20 protein-coding genes are annotated in these 19275 nt (G+C 63.9%); 13 read left to right on the top strand and 7 right to left on the bottom strand.

From position 1 onward, the window contains the following. Positions 1–8 precede the first annotated feature (8 nt). The 4 genes from K4A76_RS09855 to K4A76_RS09840 are packed head-to-tail and all read left to right on the top strand — an operon-like array spanning position 9 to position 3419. A complete protein-coding gene (locus K4A76_RS09855) occupies positions 9–917 on the top strand; it encodes a metal ABC transporter substrate-binding protein (RefSeq protein WP_274412052.1) in 909 nt (302 codons plus the stop codon). Beyond that, the gene (locus K4A76_RS09850) at positions 914–1660 is read left to right on the top strand and encodes a metal ABC transporter ATP-binding protein (protein ID WP_274412051.1); all 747 of its coding nucleotides are present in this window, start codon (positions 914–916) and stop codon (positions 1658–1660) included. Before K4A76_RS09855 ends, K4A76_RS09850 begins: the two co-directional genes overlap by 4 nt. Further along, entirely contained in the window at positions 1660–2559 is a 900-nt protein-coding gene (locus K4A76_RS09845) for a metal ABC transporter permease (RefSeq protein ID WP_054905049.1), read from the top strand. The genes K4A76_RS09850 and K4A76_RS09845 overlap by 1 nt, the downstream gene beginning before the upstream one ends. Next, positions 2556–3419 (top strand): metal ABC transporter solute-binding protein, Zn/Mn family, encoded by an 864-nt coding sequence (locus K4A76_RS09840; protein ID WP_274412050.1) that lies wholly within the window; start codon positions 2556–2558, stop codon positions 3417–3419. Before K4A76_RS09845 ends, K4A76_RS09840 begins: the two co-directional genes overlap by 4 nt. Before the next feature lie 100 nt (positions 3420–3519). On the opposite strand, the gene K4A76_RS09835 is transcribed toward K4A76_RS09840, so the two are convergent. The 6 genes from K4A76_RS09835 to K4A76_RS09810 form a co-directional block, all read right to left on the bottom strand. Then, positions 3520–4575, bottom strand: coding sequence for a DUF1615 domain-containing protein (locus tag K4A76_RS09835; protein ID WP_338000124.1), 1056 nt, complete (start codon positions 4573–4575; stop codon positions 3520–3522). A gap of 23 nt (positions 4576–4598) precedes the next feature. Further along, positions 4599–5150, bottom strand: a complete 552-nt coding sequence (locus K4A76_RS09830) for a hydrolase (protein ID WP_054911720.1) — start codon at positions 5148–5150, stop codon at positions 4599–4601. Positions 5151–5207: 57 nt separating this feature from the next. Further along, on the bottom strand, positions 5208–5927 hold the full coding sequence (locus tag K4A76_RS09825) for a thioesterase II family protein (protein ID WP_274412049.1): 720 nt from the start codon (positions 5925–5927) through the stop codon (positions 5208–5210). Then, positions 5924–6145 (bottom strand): MbtH family protein, encoded by a 222-nt coding sequence (locus K4A76_RS09820; RefSeq protein ID WP_009686443.1) that lies wholly within the window; start codon positions 6143–6145, stop codon positions 5924–5926. The genes K4A76_RS09825 and K4A76_RS09820 overlap by 4 nt, the downstream gene beginning before the upstream one ends. Positions 6146–6237: 92 nt before the next feature. Further along, positions 6238–6639 (bottom strand): hypothetical protein, encoded by a 402-nt coding sequence (locus K4A76_RS09815; protein ID WP_236184974.1) that lies wholly within the window; start codon positions 6637–6639, stop codon positions 6238–6240. Between the two features lie 66 nt (positions 6640–6705). Further along, a complete protein-coding gene (locus K4A76_RS09810) occupies positions 6706–7590 on the bottom strand; it encodes a LysR family transcriptional regulator (protein ID WP_047149663.1) in 885 nt (294 codons plus the stop codon). Positions 7591–7736: 146 nt separating this feature from the next. Between K4A76_RS09810 and K4A76_RS09805 the strand changes: the two genes are divergently transcribed. Next, a complete protein-coding gene (locus tag K4A76_RS09805) occupies positions 7737–8756 on the top strand; it encodes an alpha/beta hydrolase (protein ID WP_274412048.1) in 1020 nt (339 codons plus the stop codon). Between the two features lie 321 nt (positions 8757–9077). Further along, on the top strand, positions 9078–10313 hold the full coding sequence (locus tag K4A76_RS09800; RefSeq protein WP_274412047.1) for a hypothetical protein: 1236 nt from the start codon (positions 9078–9080) through the stop codon (positions 10311–10313). Between the two features lie 64 nt (positions 10314–10377). Here the strand turns inward: K4A76_RS09800 and K4A76_RS09795 are convergent, their stop codons facing one another. Then, positions 10378–10671 (bottom strand): DUF1330 domain-containing protein, encoded by a 294-nt coding sequence (locus tag K4A76_RS09795; protein WP_110678535.1) that lies wholly within the window; start codon positions 10669–10671, stop codon positions 10378–10380. A gap of 77 nt (positions 10672–10748) precedes the next feature. Between K4A76_RS09795 and ribBA the strand changes: the two genes are divergently transcribed. The 7 genes from ribBA to K4A76_RS09760 all read left to right on the top strand — a co-directional run bounded on the left by ribBA (position 10749) and on the right by K4A76_RS09760 (position 19273). Further along, positions 10749–11870: a bifunctional 3,4-dihydroxy-2-butanone-4-phosphate synthase/GTP cyclohydrolase II gene (gene ribBA, locus K4A76_RS09790; RefSeq protein WP_029887298.1), complete on the top strand. Its 1122-nt coding sequence runs from the start codon at positions 10749–10751 to the stop codon at positions 11868–11870. 353 nt (positions 11871–12223) lie between these two features. After that, a complete protein-coding gene (locus K4A76_RS09785) occupies positions 12224–13249 on the top strand; it encodes an ABC transporter substrate-binding protein (RefSeq protein ID WP_009686436.1) in 1026 nt (341 codons plus the stop codon). Then, entirely contained in the window at positions 13246–14163 is a 918-nt protein-coding gene (locus K4A76_RS09780) for an ABC transporter permease (protein WP_009686435.1), read from the top strand. Before K4A76_RS09785 ends, K4A76_RS09780 begins: the two co-directional genes overlap by 4 nt. Positions 14164–14169: 6 nt before the next feature. Continuing rightward, positions 14170–14976: an ABC transporter permease gene (locus K4A76_RS09775; RefSeq protein WP_009686434.1), complete on the top strand. Its 807-nt coding sequence runs from the start codon at positions 14170–14172 to the stop codon at positions 14974–14976. Positions 14977–14993: 17 nt separating this feature from the next. Then, entirely contained in the window at positions 14994–16142 is a 1149-nt protein-coding gene (locus K4A76_RS09770) for an ABC transporter ATP-binding protein (RefSeq protein ID WP_274412046.1), read from the top strand. Between the two features lie 604 nt (positions 16143–16746). Next, positions 16747–18054, top strand: a complete 1308-nt coding sequence (locus tag K4A76_RS09765; protein ID WP_274412045.1) for a substrate-binding domain-containing protein — start codon at positions 16747–16749, stop codon at positions 18052–18054. Positions 18055–18232: 178 nt separating this feature from the next. After that, positions 18233–19273 carry a TerC family protein gene (locus K4A76_RS09760; protein WP_274412044.1) on the top strand — a complete coding sequence of 347 codons (1041 nt, stop codon included), beginning with the start codon at positions 18233–18235 and terminating at the stop codon, positions 19271–19273. The last annotated feature ends 2 nt before the right edge of the window (positions 19274–19275 follow it).

Genomic DNA, 19275 nt, shown 5'->3' with positions numbered 1-19275 from the left:
ACTCGCCCATGTTTCGCTCCGCCCTCGCCCTGCTCCTGGCCCTGGCCCTGGCCCTGCCGGCAATGGCCCTGGCCGATAACGGCAAGCCGCTGCGTATCGGCATCACCTTGCACCCCTACTACAGCTACGTGAGCAACATCGTTGGCGACAAGGCCGAGGTGGTGCCGCTGATTCCGGCGGGCTTCAACCCGCACGCCTACGAGCCCCGGGCCGAAGACATCAAGCGCATCGGCACGCTGGACGTGGTGGTGCTCAATGGCGTTGGCCATGACGACTTTGCCGACCGCATGATCGCCGCCAGTGAAAAACCTGATATCGCCACGATCGAGGCCAACCAGAACGTACCGCTGCTGGCGGCTACCGGTATTGCCGCGCGCGGTGCCGGCAAGGTGGTCAACCCGCACACTTTCCTGTCGATCAGCACGACCATTGCCCAGGTCAACAACATTGCCCGCGAGCTGGGCAAGCTCGACCCGGACAATGCCCGGTTCTACACGCAGAATGCCAGGGCCTACGCCAAACGCCTGCGTGCCTTGCGTGCCCAGGCACTGGCCAAGGTCACCGAGGCCCCCAGCGCTACCTTCCGCGTGGCCACCATCCATGCTGCCTACGACTACCTGGTCCGCGACTTCGGCCTGGAAGTGACCGCCGTGGTCGAACCCGCCCATGGCATCGAGCCAAGCCCGGCGCAGCTGAAGAAGACCATCGACCAGCTCAAGGCACTGGACGTGAGGGTCATCTTCTCGGAAATGGACTTCCCCTCAGCCTATGTCGAGACCATCCAGCGTGAATCTGGTGTGCGCCTTTACCCCCTTACCCACATTTCCTATGGCGAATACACCAAGGACAAGTACGAAGTGGAAATGAAGCGCAACCTCGACACCGTGGTCCGCGCCATTCAGGAGAACCGCGCATGACCGCCGCTGCCAACCTGGCAACCGCCTGCGGGCCGCGCATCACCTTTGCCGGCATCGACCTGAGCCTGGGCCGCACCCGTATCCTCGAACAGGTCAGCTTCACCGTCGCCCCGGGCAGCGTGCACGCCATCGTCGGCCCCAACGGCGGCGGCAAGAGTTCGCTGATCAAGACCCTGCTCGGGCAAATGCCCCACCACGGTGTACTGACCCTGCACTGGCCAGGGCAAGGCGAGGTGATCGGCTACGTCCCGCAGGCCCTGGAGTTCGACCGCGGGCTGCCAATGACCGTGGATGATTTCATGGCCGCCATGTGCCAGCGGCGCCCGGCCTTCCTGGGTTTGTCGCGCAGGGTCCAGCCTGCCATCGATGCTGCGTTGGCGCGGGTTGGCATGCTGGAAAAGCGCAAGCGGCGCATGGGGGCCTTGTCGGGCGGTGAGCGCCAGCGGGTGCTGCTGGCCCAGGGGCTCATCCCCGAACCACAACTGCTGGTGCTGGACGAGCCGATGTCGGCCCTCGACGAAGCCGGCATTCAGGTGTTCGAACAACTGCTGCTGGCCTGGCGCCAGGCGGGGACCACTGTGTTGTGGATCGAACACGACCTGGAAGCGGTGCTGCGCCTGGCCGACCGGGTTACCGGGCTGAGCCGCCAGGTACTGTTCGACGCCCCGCCAGCCCAGGCCCTGACGCCGGAGCGCCTGCTGGGCCTGTTTTCCGTCCACCCGCGTAGCGAGAGCATTGCCTGATGAGTTTCGAAACCTTTCGCCAAACGGTCCAGGACTGGGCCACTGCCGGCTACCTGCCCGAGGCGCTGGCCTATGGCTTCGTGGTCAATGCCTTGCTCGCCGGCCTGATGATTGGCCCGGTGCTGGGTGGCCTGGGCACCCTGGTGGTGGTCAAGCGCTTTGCGTTCTTTTCCGAAGCGGTCGGCCATGCCGCACTGACCGGCGTGGCTATCGGCATCCTGCTGGGCGAGCCCTATACCGGGCCTTATGGCAGCCTGTTCGGTTACTGCCTGCTGTTCGGCATCCTGCTGAACTTCCTGCGTAACCGCACCGGGTTGTCACCGGACACACTGATCGGCGTATTCCTCTCGGTGTCGCTGGCGCTGGGCGCCAGCCTGCTGCTGATGCTGGCGGGCAAGATCAATGTGCACATCCTCGAGAACGTGCTGTTCGGTTCGGTGCTGACCGTGAGCGGGCAGGACCTGGTGGTACTGGGCATCGTCGCCATGCTGGTGCTGGCCTTGGCGCTGCCGCTGTACAACCGCATCATGCTGGCCAGCTTCAACCCGCAGTTGGCTGCTGTACGCGGCGTGGCGGTGAAAACACTGGACTACCTGTTCGTGGTGCTGGTGACCCTGGTCACCGTGGCTGCAGTGAAGGTGATCGGGGCCATTCTGGTCGGTGCGTTGCTGGTGATCCCGGCTGCCGCCGCGCGCCTGGTCAGCCAGTCACTGAAGGGCTTTTTCTTCCTCTCGGTGCTCATCGCCACCATCAGCACGTTGTTCGGCATCCTGCTACCGATCGTGTTCGACCTGCCGGTGCCGTCGGGTGCCGCGATCATCCTGGTTGCCGGTCTCTGCTTCGCCCTCGCTGCGCTCGCCCGCGCCCTCGTTCCCCGCCTGCAAGGAAACCCGGCATGAACCTGAAACACCTGACCCTGGCACTGGCCCTGGCCAGCCTGCCGTCGCTGTCTTTCGCCACGCAGGTGCTGACCACCTTGCCGATCACCCACAGCCTGGCCAGCGCCCTGCTCGAAGGGACCGGCGTACAACTCAAGCGCGCAGCCCCGGCCAACCTGCCGGCCAGTCGCCAGCCGTCGTACTTCAGCGGCCGTGGTGGCGCCAGCCTGGACAAGGCTGCGCAACAGGCCGATGCGGTGATCGGCGTACGTTCGATCTGGCGCGACGACCCGTTGTACCCGATGGCCCGGCGCAGCAATATCCGCATTGTCGAGATCGATGCCGCACGACCGGTGGACGGCGCCTTGCCAGGTATTGCGGTGAGTGGCGACGATGCCTACAGCGCCTACCCGTGGCTGAACCCGACCAATCTGGGGCGCATGGCCGACGTCGTGGCCAACGACCTGGAACGCCTTGCGCCGAGCGAAAAAACGAAAATCCAGGGCAACCTGGCCGCGCTCAAGCGCCAGCTGTTGGAACTTGCCGCCAGCAGCCAGACGCAGTTGGCCAAGGTCGACAACCTCACAGTGGTCAGCCTGTCGCCGCGGTTGGGTTACCTGGCCAGCGGCCTGAACCTGGATGTGGTGCAGCAGCCGCTGCCAACGGCGTGGGATGCGGCCGCGCTGAAGGCGCTGGAGGCCAACCTGAAGGCACAGGATGTGGCGTTGGTGCTGGACCATCGCCAACCGGAGCCGGCGCTGGCCGCAGCGATCCAGGCGGCCGGCGCGAAACTGGTGGTGGTGGACAGCGACCCGGATGATGCGTTTGCCGGGTTGAAGGCCAGTGTCGAACAAGTCGTCGGGGCACTTGGCGAAAGCTGATCAACAGTCCGTCGCAAATCCTGGGGCCGCTATGCGGCCCTTTCGCGCTGCAAGGCCGCGCCTGCCTCGGCAGTGGCGACATTGACAGTGCACCTGGGCGCTAGCGCTTCATGCACCGTTGGTAACGCTCGTCTACCCGCCCTGCAAACCACGCCGTGGTCAGCTTGCGGGTAATCTTCGGGCTCTTCAGTTCGATCCCCGGCAGCACCGCTCGCGGGAGCGGCTTGCCAGCGGCCGCGTCGGCCAGGGCAAATACCCCGGCGTACAGCTTGCTGTCCTCGAACGCCAGGCTGTCGCCGTCCTCCAGTTGGCGGCGAATCTGCGGGTTGCGCAGCCCCAGCTTCCCGCCCAGTTTGCGCGCCGCCGTTTCGGTCGCGCCCGGCATGATCGCCCCCGGTGCGATCAGGTCGCCGTCCAGCGCCAGGCGTACACCCGTGACCTTGCTCAGCGCCGCTTGAAACGCCGCATTGCGGCTGGCGTACCAGCCCGCATTGAAATCGGCGAAGCGGTAGAGCGGGCGTTCGTAGCTGGCTGGGTAACCCAACAAGTGGGCGATACCGAAGTACATGCCACCGCGCCGGGTGAACACCTCCTGGCGAATGCTGCCGTCATGGCTGTAGGGGTACCCCTGCGCATGCTGTTCGGCAAAATCGATGCTGACCTGCATCGGCCCGCCGGTATGCACCGGGTTCAGCCCGCCAAGCAAGGTCCTGCCCAACGGGAGCCGGGCAATGACCTCGTCGTACAATTCGCTCAACTGTTTCTCGCTGCGCACTGCCTGTAGCCGCTGCTGGTAGCTTTGGCCGTTGCCAGACGGCGTTTTCAACGCACCATCGATCAGCAACCTGGGGATGTGCAGGCGCGCGGCGCGGCGGTCGATTTCTTCACGGGCGATACGCCCCAGGTTGGGCACCTGTGGGTCGGCGGTGAAGGTCGACTCCTGCTCGGTGACCGCCAACACGGTACACAGGTTGCTCTTGCTGGGGGGGATGCGCTGGGTTTCGAAGGCCACCTGGATGTCCTTGGCCCAGCCCTCGCGGTCGCGGGCTTGCGTGGGCAGCAACCGCAGCAGTTGGGCGCGAACCTCGGCCGGGTCCGCTGCGGGCACTTCTTCGCGGCGCCCGGCGCAACCTTGCAGCAGTGCAAGGGCCAACATGCCTGCCGCCCATAACCGGCCGTTCAGGGCTGTTCACCGACCAGGTAGGTCTTGCTGATGTGGCGGAACAACGGATGCGCCGCACTCCCCATCAGCTCGAACAGCACCATTTCCCGGGTCACTACCTGCGCACCGGCTTCGCGCATGCGCGCCAGGCCCGCTGCCTTGCTGGCCGCCGTGCGGCTGTCACAGGCATCTTCGACCACGAACACCTGCTTGCCCAGCGCCAGCAGGCCGAGCACGGTCTGCAGCACGCAGACATGGGTTTCCATGCCACACACGATCACCTGTTCACGGGCCATCAGGCTGTCGGGCAAACATTGGGCGGCAACGCAGGAAAAATGGCTTTTCTCGACCACCTGGGCGGCCGGTGCCGCCGCCAGCAACTCGGCCAGGGTGTGGCCCAGACCCTTGGGGTACTGTTCGGAAATCACCACCGGCAGCTCCAGCTCGGCGGTCGCCGCCAGCAGCCAGCGGGCCCGCGCCCGGGTGCCTTCGGCGTCGCTCATGGCGCCGATGAGCTTTTCCTGGATGTCGACGACCAGCAGCGTGGCCTTGTGTGGATCGATCAGCATGCTCTGCCCCTTGCCTGGGAAAAGGCCTAGCCTCCCCCAGGCAAGCGGTGACGTCAATCAGGCGGACAGGCGCAACGGTTGCAGCAAGGCAGTGAGGGCGTCGAGTACACGGTCTTCATGCTCGTGGATGAAGAAGTGCCCGCCGGGGAACATCTGCAGCGAAAACTCGCCGTGGGTTTCTTTGCCCCAGGCCCGCAGTTGCTCGTCATTGGCCCGGTCATCAGTGCCGGCCAGCACATGCAGCGGGCAGCTCAGGGCCGGCCGCTGACGGTAGGCGTAGGTGCCGCACAGCAGGAAATCGGCGCGCAGTGTCGGCAAGGTCAGGCTCATCAACTCGGCATTGGCCAGCACTTCCTCGGGCGTGCCTTGCAGCTCACGCAGCTCGCTGATCAGCTCGGCGTCGGTTTTGGGCTCGCGCCAGCGCCTGCCATCGTAATCTTCGCGCCGGGTCGGGGCCGCCGTGCCGCAGGCGAACAACGCCAGCGGCGCCGGGCAGCCCAGCGCTTGCAGCTCATGCGCCAGCTCGAAGGCCAGCAAGGCACCCAGGCTGTGGCCCAGCAACGCATAGGGTGCATTGGCGGCCAGGTGCTGCTCGCTGGCCAGTTGCCGGGCCAGCGCCTGCATGTCGGTGTGCAGCGGCTCGGCCATGCGTGCGCCGCGCCCGGGCAGCTCCACCGGGCGTACCTGCACCCACGACGGCAGCTTGCGCCGCCAGCGGCTGTAGACCATGGCGCTGGCCCCCGAGTACGGCAGGCACAGCAGGTTCAGTGCAGTCACTGGGGGGCGGCTTCGGCCATTTTCTGGCGCAGGCTGAGGGGGCGCATGTCGGTCCACACCTCGTCGATGTACGCCAGGCATTCCTTTTTCAGGCCACTTTTGCCCACTGCACGCCAGCCGTTGGGGATGGCTTTGTAGTCGGGCCAGATCGAGTATTGCTCTTCGTGGTTGACCACTACCTGGAACTGGATATCTTCGCGGTCGAATACAGAAGTCATTGCCTGTCTCCTTGAATGATGAGTACCGCTGCGCGCTTGGCGCAGGAGGCTTTCAAGTAGACGTAGCAAGCCGGCGGAAAATTAACTTCATCTCATGCATCGCGCAGCAGGTCGTGGGTATCGAGCAGGCGGAACGCAACCTCGGGATTGCGTTCCAGCCCGCGGCGGATCGCCGCCGGGATCGCCTGCCGGGTCTTGCGGCACAGCCCGGGCTGATTATCCAGTTCGATGACGATGCCGCGCATGGTCCGCACCTCATTGAAGCCCGGGGCGATGTGCACGCGAATGCCGAGATTGTCGAACAGGCGTTGTTGCAGGCGCTGCAGGTCTTCAAGGTCTTTCAGGTTTTCCAGGCGCTCGAGCAGGCGCTTTTCTTCCTGGCGGGTCAGCAGGAGGATGCGCTGGGCGGTCTGCGGGTGGTCGGGCAGTTGTTCGCGGCCACAAATGCAGGCGCCAGGGGGGCAAGGCTGGCGCAACGGTGGAGAGCTGGTCATGGGCCAAGCATAGCCAGTTTTTGCGGGTGCTTGTAGAAGCGATCTTTTGTCGCCCGTGCCCTGGCTTTACAACTGCAGCAAGCGCTCACGCAGGAAGTTCACGAACCCTTGCACCGGCCGCGCCACCTGCCGGTGCTGCGGGTACACCGCCGACAGCTGCAATGCCGGCGGCCGCCAGTCATCCAGCACCGTGACCAGGCGCCCATCGGCCAGCGCTTGCCCTACGATGAAGGTCGGCAGGTAAGTCACCCCCATGCCGGCAATCGCCGCGTCCCTTAGGATTTCACCATTGTTCGCGCGCATGCGCCCGGCCACCTGAATCGCCTGGGCCTTGCCAGCCTGCCGAAACTGCCACTGCACCTGCCGCGAATGCCCATACGGCAGGCAGTCATGCCCGGCCAGGTCTTCCGGCCTGGCCGGCACACCGCGCGCCGCCAGGTAGGCCGGGCTCGCGCAGTACACCCGCTGCACATCGGCGATGCGCCGGGCGATCAGGCTGGAGTCCTCCAGCGCGCCAATCCGCAACGCCAGGTCATAGCCTTCGCCGATCAGGTCCACCGCCCGGTCACTGAGGTCCACCTCCACATCCACCTGCGCATGCAACTGCAGAAACTCGGTCAGCAAACAGCCCAGGTGCGCCATGGCGAACGACAATGGCGCGCTCAGGCGCAAGGTGCCGCGCAAGGCCTGGGCCTGGCCGCTGATGTCGTGCTCCACCTGCTGCACTTCACCGAGCAGGCGCATGGCCGACTGGTAGTACTGCTGGCCCAGCGGCGTGGCGTCCAGGCGCCGGGTGGAGCGGTTGAGCAGGCGCACGCCCAGGCGCGCTTCGAGTTGCATCAGGCGCCGGCTCACCGATTGCTTGGACATCCCCAGGCGGTCGGCGGCGGCGGTGAAACTGCCGGCCTCCATCACCTGGGCAAAGATTCGCATGTCTTCGTAGGGGTTCATTGTCTCGCTCTTGGTGACAGTAAAACGCTTTATAGCGGCTTTTTCCCACGAGCGCACCTGCCTAATCTACGCACAGGTCGCAGCGATGGCCCAGCAGGCCAGGCAAGACGCCCACCCCCGACACTTGCACAGAAAAGGATTCGCCCATGAACATTGTCCACAAAACACTCACCGCCTCGCTTCTGGCGCTGTCCCTTTCCAGCGCGTTCGCTGCGGGAAGCCCCGGCGTGGAGCAACGCACCCAGGCCTTCCTCGAAGCCCTGGAGCAAGGCGGCGGCAAGCCACTGGAGCAACTCAGCCCGAAAGATGCCCGCGCGGTGCTGACCGGCGCCCAGGCCTCGGTCAAGGTTGACCTCTCCGGGATCGAGGTGAAGGAACGCACCATCGAGGCCGACGGCCAGTCGATCAAGCTGCAGGTGGTTCGCCCGGCCAATGTCAAAGGGGCGTTGCCGGTATTCATGTTCTTCCATGGCGGTGGCTGGGTGCTCGGCGACTTCCCGACCCACCAGCGGCTGATCCGTGACCTGGTGGTTGGCTCTGGGGCAGTGGCGGTCTATGTCGACTACACCCCGTCGCCGGAGGCGCACTACCCAACCGCGATCAACCAAGCCTATGCCGCGACCCGCTGGGTGGCCGAGCACGGCCAGCAGATCGGCGTGGATGGCAAGCGCCTGGGCGTGGCTGGCAACAGCGTCGGTGGCAACATGGCGGCGGTCGTGGCGCTGAAGGCCAAAGAAGCTGGCACCCCGGCCCTGCGCTTCCAGCTGTTGCTGTGGCCGGTGACGGACGCCAGCTTCGAAACCGCTTCGTACAAACAGTTTGCCGAAGGGCACTTCCTGACCACCGGCATGATGAAGTGGTTCTGGGACAACTACACCACGGATGCCAAGGCGCGGGAACAGATCTACGCCGCGCCTCTGCGGGCCACCACCGAACAGTTGCAAGGCTTGCCGCCAGCGCTGGTGCAAACAGCCGAGTTCGACGTGCTGCGTGATGAAGGTGAGGCCTATGCCCGCAAGCTGAATGCCGCCGGCGTGCCGGTGACCTCGGTGCGCTACAACGGCATGATCCATGACTATGGGCTGCTCAACCCGCTGAGCCAGGTACCGGCGGTCAAGGCGGCAATGCGCCAGGCTGGCGCCGAACTCAAAGCGCACCTGAACTGAGCCCATGACCGGAAGACCTGCCCAGGCCCAATCGAGATGTTGGCGCTCGGTCACCTGGGCTTGGCCCGAATGCTGATAGAACTGCCAGTAGCCGCCACTTTTTTCCTGTGCGCAAATTGCACCAAAGCCCACGATAGCTATGCGTGCGGCTGTGCTACTCCACTCAGAAAAAGGTGCTCGCCAATGTGGACACGAATAGCCCTGTCGCTTCTAACCCTGGCAAGTTTGATCGGTTGCGTGTCGCACACGTCCTCTGTGCTGCCTGCCCGTCCGCCCGCGCAGACTCAGGCACTCACAAGCGCAACAGCCAAGTCACAGCAGTTGATCGAATTGAACAAGCGGGGTGAACAGGCGGTTACGCAACTGAAAGTCTGGTACGACTCGGTCACCGAAGACTGTGGTGGGCCTGACAAACCCAGCTACCTGTGCAGCGGTTTTGAAATGCGTGCCACCGGTTTCAGCCCAGAATCGCTACCTTGGGACCCGAGCCGCAAGCACTTGGATAAAGGCGCCATAGCGTTTTCCTGGGTGCGCCGCGATACCAACTTCGGCAGGGCGGCGGAACGCTTCAATGGTTATTTGTTCCCGCCTCTGCAGGCCATCCAGCACGGCAAGCTGCGCGAGCTCGAAGTACTGTGCACCTTCCCCATCGATGGTGGCACGGACAACCGCGAAACCGCGCAGGGGTGCGGCCCGCATGATGGGTTTGAGAGCACCACGGATGCGTGCCAGAAGGTCGGCGTGAAGGATGCCGAAGCGTGGTTGGCAACGTACAGCGAAGATGACATCAGAAAATCAAGAGTCTGCGGGTGGGACCTTCGCGAAGCACCCGCGAACATGAAGGCCCGATGGTTCGAGATGCCGATAAAAGTCAGGGCAGGTTTGAGCGCAGATGCGTGGATGGGCTACAACGAGATTTTGCTCCCTGCCTGGCAAGTCGGCGTGGGCGCCGACTTGCCTGTTTTCGCATTTTTCTATGTCGAGGGTCAGACGCAGGCTGGCTTGCTGGCGCAGTTCGACCAGTTCCGGTATCACGCAGCGTATGGCCAGGCGGTGCCTGTAATCCGAATCAAGCTGCCCACGGCCAAGGATCAGGTTATGCAGCTCACCTACGATGAGCAAGACCAAGCGGTAGGTCGCCCCATCGTGACTTCGGAGGTCGATTTCGAGTCCGAGCAGGTCGGTGACCGCAAGGAATTCAAGGTTGACCAGACGACATTCAAACTACATGGCACGGGTGGGATCAGCGACGATTCGCACAGCGGCGATGGAAGCGCCATAAAGGCAAAACATCTTACGTTCGACGGTTCAACCGAAATTCTGCTGCCTGGCACAGGTACCCGCCGCGTAAGTTACGACTGGGGGTGCAGTGATCTATGTACCAGAGATCTCACCTTCACGGACAACCACAAACGGCTGAGTGACCGTGAAGGTATGCATTATGGGTCCGATGAGCTAACGGTGAACGGCCCTGAAATACTGCACCTTCACATGGTTGAAGACGGCGAAAATCCGCGCATGGTCATCGACAACGTGCACGTTACGCAAGCGCCTTGAGCTTCTGTTTTGCCAGTATTAGCCCTATCGCCGGCTCGCCGGCGTCAGGGGCATCAACCAACACTCACGGCCCCACCCCTTCAACGATGATCACGTCGGCCTTCGCTACCCCTTGGCGATGGCTGCACGCCTCCTGGTACAGCTCAGACCGGTAACACGCCACCGCCTGCGCGTAGGAATCGAATTCGATCACCACGCTACGCTGAGGTGTGGGCCGCCCTTCCAGCGCCTCGCTGCGCCCGCCACGGGCCAGAAAGCGGCCACCGAACGCCTGGAAGGCAGCCGGGGCGCGTTGGGTGTATTGCTGGTACTGCTCCGGGTCGGTCACGTCCACATGGGCGATCCAATAGGCCTTCATGCGCCTTCTCCTGATTAGCCGATACTTGTGTATGATGGTATACCATAAAAATGACACCACCACAGCGAGCGTGCAACATGGCTTTCAACACCATAGAGGAACTTCTCGAGGACTACCGGCAAGGCAAGATGGTCCTGCTGGTGGATGACGAGGATCGCGAAAACGAAGGCGACCTGCTGATCGCCGCCGAGCGTTGCGACGCCCAGGCCATCAACTTCATGGCCCGCGAAGCACGGGGCCTGATCTGCCTGACCCTGACCGACGATCACTGCCAACGCCTGGGGCTGGAGCAGATGGTACCGGCCAACGGCAGTGTGTTCAGCACCGCGTTCACCGTGTCGATCGAAGCTGCCACGGGCGTCACTACGGGCATCTCTGCCGCCGACCGGGCACGTACCGTGGCCGCCGCCATGGCCCCCACGGCCCGCCCCGAAGACCTGGTCCAACCCGGCCATATATTCCCCCTGCGTGCCCGCGAAGGCGGCGTACTGACCCGCGCCGGCCACACCGAAGCGGGTTGCGACCTTGCGCGCCTGGCCGGCTTCAGCCCGGCCTCGGTGATCGTCGAAGTGCTCAACGACGACGGCACCATGGCGCGTCGCCCGGACCTTGAGGTGTTCGCTGCACGGCATGGCATCAAGATCGGCACCATCGCCGACCTGATCCACTACCGACTGAGCACCGAGCAGACCATCAAGCGCATCGGCGAACGTGAACTGCCGACCGTGCATGGCACCTTCCGCCTGGTCACCTATGAAGACCGCATCGAAGGTGGCGTGCACATGGCCATGGTAATGGGCGACATCCGCCGCGAGCAGCCAACCCTGGTCAGGGTGCATGTGATCGACCCCCTGCGCGACCTGGTTGGTGCCGAGTACGCCGGCCCCGCCAACTGGACCCTGTGGGCGGCACTGCAGAAGGTGGCCGAGGAAGGCAGCGGCGTAGTGGTGGTCCTGGCCAACCATGAATCCTCGCAGGCATTGCTGGAGCGGGTACCACAGCTGACCCAACCGGTGCGGCCTTACCAGCGCGGGCAGTCCAAGGTGTACTCGGAAGTGGGCACCGGAGCACAGATTCTGCAGGACCTGGGGGTGGGCAAGCTGCGCCACCTGGGGCCGCCGCTGAAATATGCGGGGCTGGCGGGTTATGAGCTGGAGGTGGTGCAGAGCATTCCCTTTGAGCCAGGCCTGGTGGGCTGACGCAGTGCCTTGTAGGCGCGGCCGTGCGTCGCGAAAGGGCCGCATAGCGGCCCCAGGTTCTCAGCGTCGACACATGAATTGTTGGGGCCGCTTTGCGGCCCTTTCGCGACGCAAGGCCGCTCCTACAGGGGTTCGCGCAAGCATGCAGAGGACAGAGTGATGGCCGGTCGCCTCATACCTCTTGCCAAAAGTTTGGAATACCATAATATGATATCCCGTAGACCTTGAATCTGCTGGCCGGCATCCACAACGCCAGATGGCCATCGACACTTTGTTTTAGCTGCTCCCCGAACACTATTGGCGGGCGCACCACAAGCCCAGCCTCGAATAACAAAAGCAACGAGGGCGTAACCATGCTGTTGAGCAAACGTGTAACCGCAGTGCTGTCTGCCAGCCTGCTGACCCTGGCATGTCAGGCCGCCCAAGCCGCCGACAGCCTCAACTTCGTCAGCTGGGGCGGGACCACCCAGGACGCCCAGAAAGAAGCGTGGGCCGTTCCCTTCACCAAAGCGACCGACATCAAGGTAGTCCAGGACGGCCCGACCGACTATGGCAAGCTCAAGGCCATGGTCGAGAGCGGTAACGTGCAATGGGACGTGGTCGACGTGGAAGCCGACTTTGCCCTGCGCGCCGCCAGCGAAGGCTTGCTCGAACCCCTCGATTTCACCCAGATCAAGCGCGACAAGATCGACCCACGCTTTGTGTCCGACCACGGTGTCGGCTCGTTCTTCTTCTCCTTCGTGCTCGGTTACAACGAAGGCAAGCTCGGTGCCAACAAGCCAGTCGACTGGGCCGCGCTGTTCGACACCAAGACCTACCCTGGCAAACGCGCCTTGTACAAATGGCCCAGCCCAGGCGTGCTGGAACTGGCCCTGCTGGCCGACGGTGTAGCCCCCGACAAGCTCTACCCGCTGGACCTGGACCGCGCCTTCAAGAAGCTCGACACCATCAAGAAAGACATCGTCTGGTGGGGCGGTGGCGCTCAGTCGCAGCAATTGCTGGCCTCTGGTGAAGCTGCGCTGGGCCAGTTCTGGAACGGCCGCGTCTACGCCCTGCAGCAAGACGGTGCCCCGGTGGGTGTGAGCTGGAAGCAGAACCTGGTCATGGCCGATTTTCTGGTCATCCCCAAGGGCGCCAAGAACAAGGACGCGGCCATGAAGTTCCTGGCCAACGCCAGCAGCGCCGAAGGCCAGGCCGAGTTCGCCAACAAGACCGCCTACGCGCCGGTCAACGTCGACAGCGTGGCCAAGCTGGACAAGGACCTTGCACCCAACCTGCCTACCGCCCATGCCCAGGACCAGGTCACCCTCGACTTCGCCTACTGGGCCAAGAACGGCCAGGCCATCGCCGCGCGCTGGAATGAGTGGTTGGTCAAATGAAAGTCGCCATCAACGCCCTGCATAACGCGCAAGGTGCCCCCACGGGGGCTGGCGCTCCGGGCACCGTACCGCGCCGCGTGGGCCTGAGCCAGCGCTGGAAAGGCAGCCGCAACCTGCTGCCGGCCTTGCTGTTCCTGGGTCTGTTCTTCTTCGCCCCGCTGATCGGCCTGTTGCTGCGCGGGGTACTGGAGCCAACGCCCGGGCTGGGCAACTACGAGCAGCTGTTCGCCAACTCGGCTTACGCACGGGTGCTGTTCAACACCTTCTCGGTGGCCGGTGTGGTCACCCTGATCAGCGTGCTGCTGGGGTTCCCGCTGGCGTGGGCGATCACCTTGGTGCCCAAAGGCTGGGGCCGCTGGCTGCTGAACATCGTGCTGCTGTCGATGTGGACCAGCCTGCTGGCACGCACCTACTCGTGGCTGGTGCTACTGCAGAGTTCGGGGGTAATCAACAAGGCGTTGATGGCCATGGGCATCATCGATGCCCCGCTGGAGATGGTGCATAACCTGACCGGTGTAGTGATCGGCATGAGCTACATCATGATCCCGTTCATCGTGCTGCCGCTGCAGGCGACCATGCACGCCATCGACCCGATGGTGCTGCAGGCAGGCTCGATCTGTGGCGCCAGCCCGTGGACCAACTTCTGGAAGGTGTTCCTGCCACTGTGCCGCTCGGGGCTGTTTTCCGGGGCGCTGATGGTGTTCGTGATGTCGCTCGGTTACTACGTCACCCCGGCACTGCTGGGCGGGGCGCAGAACATGATGCTGCCGGAATTCATCATCCAGCAGGTGCAGTCGTTCCTCAACTGGGGCCTGGCCAGCGCCGCCGCCGCACTGCTGGTGTTGATCACCCTGGTGCTCTTCTACCTGTACCTGAAGCTGCAGCCGGAGTCCCCGGTTGGCAACCCGAGGTAAACCGCCATGCTCCTTTCCCCCAATGCCATGGGCCGCCCGCTGCGCACAGGCCTGTACCTGACCACCGGGGTGATCGCAGCCTTCCTGCTGCTGCCGGTAGTGTTCATCGTGTTGCTGTCGTTCGGGTCGTCGCAGTGGCTGGTCTTCCCGCCGCCCGGCTGGACCCTCAAGTGGTACGGCCAGTTCTTTTCCAACCCCGAGTGGATGGAGGCTGCACTGGCCAGCTTCAAGGTGGCCGTGCTGACCACCGTTGCAGCGGTGCTGCTGGGGTTACCCAGCGCGTTCGCCCTGGTGCGTGGCCGCTTCCCGGGCCGTGAACTGCTGTACGGGCTGTTCACCATGCCAATGATCGTGCCGCTGGTGATCATTGCGGTGGCGGTGTACGCGCTGTTCCTCAAGCTGGGCTATACCGGCACGCTGTTCGCATTCGTGGTCAGCCATGTGATCGTCGCCCTGCCCTTTACCATCATTTCGATCATCAACTCGCTGAAGCTGTTCGACCAGTCGATCGAGGACGCCGCCGTGATCTGCGGCGCGTCGCGCCTGCAGGCGATCTTCAAGGTCACCTTCCCGGCCATTCGCCCGGGGATGATTGCCGGGGGCCTGTTCGCCTTCCTGGTGTCCTGGGATGAAGTGGTACTGAGCGTGATGATGGCCAGCCCCGACCTGCAGACCTTGCCAGTGAAGATGTGGACCACCCTGCGCCAGGACCTGAGCCCGGTGATCGCCGTGGCCTCGACCTTGCTGATCGGCCTTTCGCTGCTGGTCATGTTCATTGCCGCCGCCTTGCGCCGGCGCACCGAAAACGCCTGAGCGCGGAGATAACAACAATGAGTGCAGTGATCAAAGACAACGCGCACGGCAAGACCCTGGTCAGCCTGCGTGGCCTGAACAAGCGCTACGGCGACTTCACCGCCGTGGACAACCTCGACCTGGAGATCCAGGAAGGCGAGTTTCTGACCTTTCTCGGCTCCAGCGGCTCGGGCAAGTCCACCACCCTGTCGATGCTGGCCGGTTTCGAAACGCCGAGCAGCGGCGAGATCCTGGTCGACGGCCAGTCGCTGGTCAACGTGCCGCCGCACAAGCGTGATATCGGCATGGTGTTCCAGCGTTACTCGTTGTTCCCGCACCTGAACGTGCGCGACAACATCGCCTTTCCGCTGGCCATTCGCAAACTCAATGCGGGCGAAACCAGCAAGCGCGTCGATGCCATGCTCAAGCTGGTGCAACTGGAACAGTTCGCCCACCGCAAGCCGTCGCAGATGTCCGGCGGCCAGCAGCAACGTGTGGCGATTGCCCGCGCGCTGGTGTACGAGCCACGCATTCTGCTGATGGACGAGCCGCTCGGGGCCTTGGACAAGAAGCTGCGTGAAGACCTGCAGGACGAGCTGCGTCAGCTGCACCGCCGCCTCGGCATCACCATTGTCTACGTGACCCACGACCAGGAAGAGGCCATGCGCCTGTCGCAGCGCATTGCCATTTTCAGCCACGGCAAGGTCGTTGGCCTGGGCACCGGCTACGACCTGTACCAGAACCCGCCGAATGCGTTTGTGGCATCGTTCCTGGGCAACTCCAACTTCCTGCGGATCAAGGCCAGCAGCAACGGCGCAGCCAGCTTCGAAGGCCAGCCGGTGGCCATCCGCCTGACCCCGGGGCTGGCAGCCTCGCAGGATGCGCTGATCATGGTCCGCCCGGAAAAAGCCCTGGCCCTGACTGCCGAACAAGCCGCGCGCCAGCCGCTGCCGGCAGGCTGGAACGAGGTCAGCGCCAAGGTTGGCGAGGTACTGTTCCTGGGGGAAAGCCAAACCTGCCATGTGGTAACTGCTGGTGGTACCGAACTGACGGTCAAGGCACTGTCTGCAGCGGGTATGCCGATGCAGCCAGGGGACAGCGTGAAGGTGCGCTGGGCAGTGGCAGATGCCTGCATCTACACCGAATGGGCCGAGAGCGACCTGAGCAAATCGGCCGGCGCGCATTGAGACCGCCAGGGCCGCCTTGCGGCCCATCGCCGGCAAGCCGGCTCCCTCGATCAATGATGCCCGCCCAGCCCCGCAGGACTACCGGCCACCCCCGCCCGTCGTAGGAGCGGGTTCACCCGCGAAAGGGCCGGACCTGCGGGCCGATTTCTGCCAGGCATTGTGCGTTGCCGGTACCACCGTATTCGCGGGTGAACCCGCTCCTACATCGATCGATGATGCCGGCCCGGCCCCGCAGGACCGCCGGCCGCCCTCGCCCGTCGTAGGAGCGGGTTCACCCGCGACAGGGCCGGGCCTGCGGGCCGATTTCTGCCAGGCATTGTGCGTTGCCGGTACCACCGTATTCGCGGGTGAACCCGCGAAAGGGCCGGGCCTGCTGGCCAGTTTCTGCCAGCATGGTGCGGTGCAGGTACCACCGTATTCGTGTGTGAACCCGCTCCACAACATACAGCACAGGTCTTGAGAACATTGCTATCGGTGTGGGAGCCGGCTTGCCGGCGATGGGCTGCACACCAGCCTCGACGGCCTCAAGCCCATTGACTGTCACATTATCATCACGCCCCTGTCGTAATCTGCCGGCCAACTCTATGCCACAGGGCCACCCGGCATGCCGCGCCTGCTTGTGCTACTGCTCACCGTGCTACCACTGGCCACCGTGGCCGAACCGGTTCATTTGCGTGTGCAAGGCTCCAATACCATCGGCGCAGCCCTGCTGCCGGCGCTGGTCGAGGGCCAGCTCCGTGCGCAGCAAGCCAGCGCGATCGAACGCCAGGCCGGCAAGCTGCCCAACGAAACCGTGATCACGGCCCGCGACCCGCAGGGCCAAGCGGTACGCATCGACATCGCTGCCCACGGTTCCAGCACCGGCTTCACCGCCCTGGTTGAGGGCGAGGCCGACCTGGCCGCCGCCTCACGGCCGATCAACGACAACGAAGTACTCCAGTTGCAAGCGTTGGGCGACCTGCGTGCTGCCGCTTCCGAGCAAGTCATTGCCCTGGACGGCGTGGCGGTCATTGTCCACCCCGACAACCCGCTGCCGCAGCTCAGCACAGGGCAACTGGCGCAAGTTTTCTCTGGTCAGATCCAGCGTTGGGAAGAATTGGGCATTTCCGGCGGGGCCATTCACCTGTACGCCCGTGACGACCGCTCCGGCACCTTTGAAACCTTCAAGGCACTGGTACTGGCGCCACAGCACGCGGCACTGTCAGCCCAGGCCCAGCGCTTCGAATCCAGTGACGAACTGGCTGCACGGGTGAGCACCGACCGCCAGGCCATTGGCTTCAGTAGCCTGGCCGCCATTCATGGGGCCAAGGTGCTGGCGGTGGCTGAAGGGGACGCCCCGGCCATGCTGCCAGCGCGCGCCCTGGTGGCCAGCGAGGACTACCCCCTGTCACGGCGCTTGTACTTCTATCTGCCGGCCAACCCCAAACCACCCGCCAAAGCCCTCGCGGACTTCGCCCAAAGCCCGGCAGGCCAGGCCATCGTCGCCCAGCAGGGGTTCGTTTCGCAGCAGATACAGGCCCTGCCAGTGCCACCACAGGCAGGCATGCCGCCGCGCTACCGCAACCTGGCCAAGCAGGCACAACGGCTGAGCGTGAACTTTCGCTTTCAGGCAGGCAGCGCCAACCTCGACAACAAGGCCCTGCGTGATGTGCAACGGGTGGCCGATTACCTCCACCAAGCCGGCAAGCTACAAGGCAAGACAGTGCTGGTTGGCTTCGGCGACCCCAAGCTGACCCCAGGCCGCGCTGCGCTGCTGTCGCGCTTGCGGGCGCAGGCGGTGCGCCGCCAGTTGGCACGTAACGGCGTCGCAGTGCTGCAGGTGACCGGCATGGGCGCTGAATTGCCTGTGGCCGGCAACGAACGTGAACAAGGGCGGCTGCACAACCAGCGTGTGGAGGTGTGGGTGTACTGAGCAACAGGGTGATGCTGTTCACGGCCGCCTGGCAAACAAATGTAACAGCTCCGGATTCGGCAGCGCAGGCAAACAGGTCTAGCCTCAGGCCTATGTGATACCGGGCCCCTCTGACGGCTGCCACGCCGTGATGTCGGATCACTGTTGCCACGCAACGTCGACATTCAAGGAGGGGCTCATGACAGCTCTACAGGCGTTTCTCACCACCCCGTTCCTCGGTACCAGCACCTGGTTGTGGCTGGTGTTCATGGCCATCGTCATCGGCCTGCTGGTACTCGACCTCGGCATACTGCACCGTCACGAACGTGAAATCGGCATGCGCGAGAGCCTGCTGTTGTACTCCGGCTACTTCAGCATCGGCGTGCTGTTCGGCGGTTGGGTCTGGTTTCAGCTAGGCGCGCAATCGGCGCTGGAGTTCTACACCGGCTTCCTGGTCGAGCAATCGCTGTCGATGGACAACGTGTTCGTCATGGCCATGATTTTCAGCTATTTCGCCATCCCCCGCCGTTACCAGCACCGCGTGCTGTTCTGGGGCATCCTCGGGGTGGTGATCCTGCGCGCGATCATGATCGGGGTGGGCGCAGCACTGGTGCAGAACTTCGCCTGGGTGCTGTACCTCTTCGGGGCCTTCCTGCTGTTCACCGGGGTGAAGATGGCGCTGTCCAAAGAAGACAGCCATCCAGACCTGGCCAACAACCCAATCCTCAAGTTCGTGCGCCGGCACCTGCGGGTGACCGACGAGATCCATGGCTCGCACTTCTTTGTCCGCCAGACACCCCCGGGGCAGAACAAGGCCCTGCGCCATGCAACGCCGCTGTTCCTGGCACTGGTGCTGATCGAGCTGGCCGACCTGGTGTTCGCAGTGGACAGCGTACCCGCGATCTTCGCCATCACCCAAGACCCGTTCATTGTCTACACCTCGAACATCTTTGCCATTCTTGGCCTGCGCTCGCTGTACTTTGCGTTGTCGGCGCTGATGCACCGGTTCGTATACCTCAAGTACGCATTGGCGCTGGTGTTGATCTTCATCGGCTGCAAGATCTTCTACCATGGCATGGTCGGCAAGGTGCCGGCGTTGCTGTCGTTGGGTGTGACATTCGGGCTGTTGCTGGGTGGGGTGGTGGTTTCGCTGCTCAAGACGCGGGGGCAGAAGCCGGCTGTGGTGGATCAGCCGCCGGCACACGGTACCCCCCAAGCCAATGCCGGCCACAAAGAGTAGGC

Origin of the sequence: Pseudomonas sp. NEEL19 (assembly GCF_028751975.1) — a bacterium.
Classification (GTDB): domain Bacteria; phylum Pseudomonadota; class Gammaproteobacteria; order Pseudomonadales; family Pseudomonadaceae; genus Aquipseudomonas; species Aquipseudomonas juntendi.
Note: the sequence above shows the minus strand (reverse complement) of the source record. Positions and strands in the feature narration are given on the sequence as shown.

Excerpts from the sequence above, each read along its gene's own strand:
- K4A76_RS09855 (WP_274412052.1), top strand. The coding sequence starts at position 9 with ATGTTTCGCTCCGCCCTCGCCCTGCTCCTGGCCCTGGCCCTGGCCCTG.
- K4A76_RS09850 (WP_274412051.1), top strand. The coding sequence starts at position 914 with ATGACCGCCGCTGCCAACCTGGCAACCGCCTGCGGGCCGCGCATCACC.
- K4A76_RS09845 (WP_054905049.1), top strand. The coding sequence starts at position 1,660 with ATGAGTTTCGAAACCTTTCGCCAAACGGTCCAGGACTGGGCCACTGCC.
- K4A76_RS09840 (WP_274412050.1), top strand. The coding sequence starts at position 2,556 with ATGAACCTGAAACACCTGACCCTGGCACTGGCCCTGGCCAGCCTGCCG.
- K4A76_RS09835 (WP_338000124.1), bottom strand. The coding sequence starts at position 4,575 with ATGTTGGCCCTTGCACTGCTGCAAGGTTGCGCCGGGCGCCGCGAAGAA.
- K4A76_RS09830 (WP_054911720.1), bottom strand. The coding sequence starts at position 5,150 with ATGCTGATCGATCCACACAAGGCCACGCTGCTGGTCGTCGACATCCAG.
- K4A76_RS09820 (WP_009686443.1), bottom strand. The coding sequence starts at position 6,145 with ATGACTTCTGTATTCGACCGCGAAGATATCCAGTTCCAGGTAGTGGTC.
- K4A76_RS09815 (WP_236184974.1), bottom strand. The coding sequence starts at position 6,639 with ATGACCAGCTCTCCACCGTTGCGCCAGCCTTGCCCCCCTGGCGCCTGC.
- K4A76_RS09810 (WP_047149663.1), bottom strand. The coding sequence starts at position 7,590 with ATGAACCCCTACGAAGACATGCGAATCTTTGCCCAGGTGATGGAGGCC.
- K4A76_RS09805 (WP_274412048.1), top strand. The coding sequence starts at position 7,737 with ATGAACATTGTCCACAAAACACTCACCGCCTCGCTTCTGGCGCTGTCC.
- K4A76_RS09795 (WP_110678535.1), bottom strand. The coding sequence starts at position 10,671 with ATGAAGGCCTATTGGATCGCCCATGTGGACGTGACCGACCCGGAGCAG.
- ribBA (WP_029887298.1), top strand. The coding sequence starts at position 10,749 with ATGGCTTTCAACACCATAGAGGAACTTCTCGAGGACTACCGGCAAGGC.
- K4A76_RS09785 (WP_009686436.1), top strand. The coding sequence starts at position 12,224 with ATGCTGTTGAGCAAACGTGTAACCGCAGTGCTGTCTGCCAGCCTGCTG.
- K4A76_RS09780 (WP_009686435.1), top strand. The coding sequence starts at position 13,246 with ATGAAAGTCGCCATCAACGCCCTGCATAACGCGCAAGGTGCCCCCACG.
- K4A76_RS09775 (WP_009686434.1), top strand. The coding sequence starts at position 14,170 with ATGCTCCTTTCCCCCAATGCCATGGGCCGCCCGCTGCGCACAGGCCTG.
- K4A76_RS09770 (WP_274412046.1), top strand. The coding sequence starts at position 14,994 with ATGAGTGCAGTGATCAAAGACAACGCGCACGGCAAGACCCTGGTCAGC.
- K4A76_RS09765 (WP_274412045.1), top strand. The coding sequence starts at position 16,747 with ATGCCGCGCCTGCTTGTGCTACTGCTCACCGTGCTACCACTGGCCACC.
- K4A76_RS09760 (WP_274412044.1), top strand. The coding sequence starts at position 18,233 with ATGACAGCTCTACAGGCGTTTCTCACCACCCCGTTCCTCGGTACCAGC.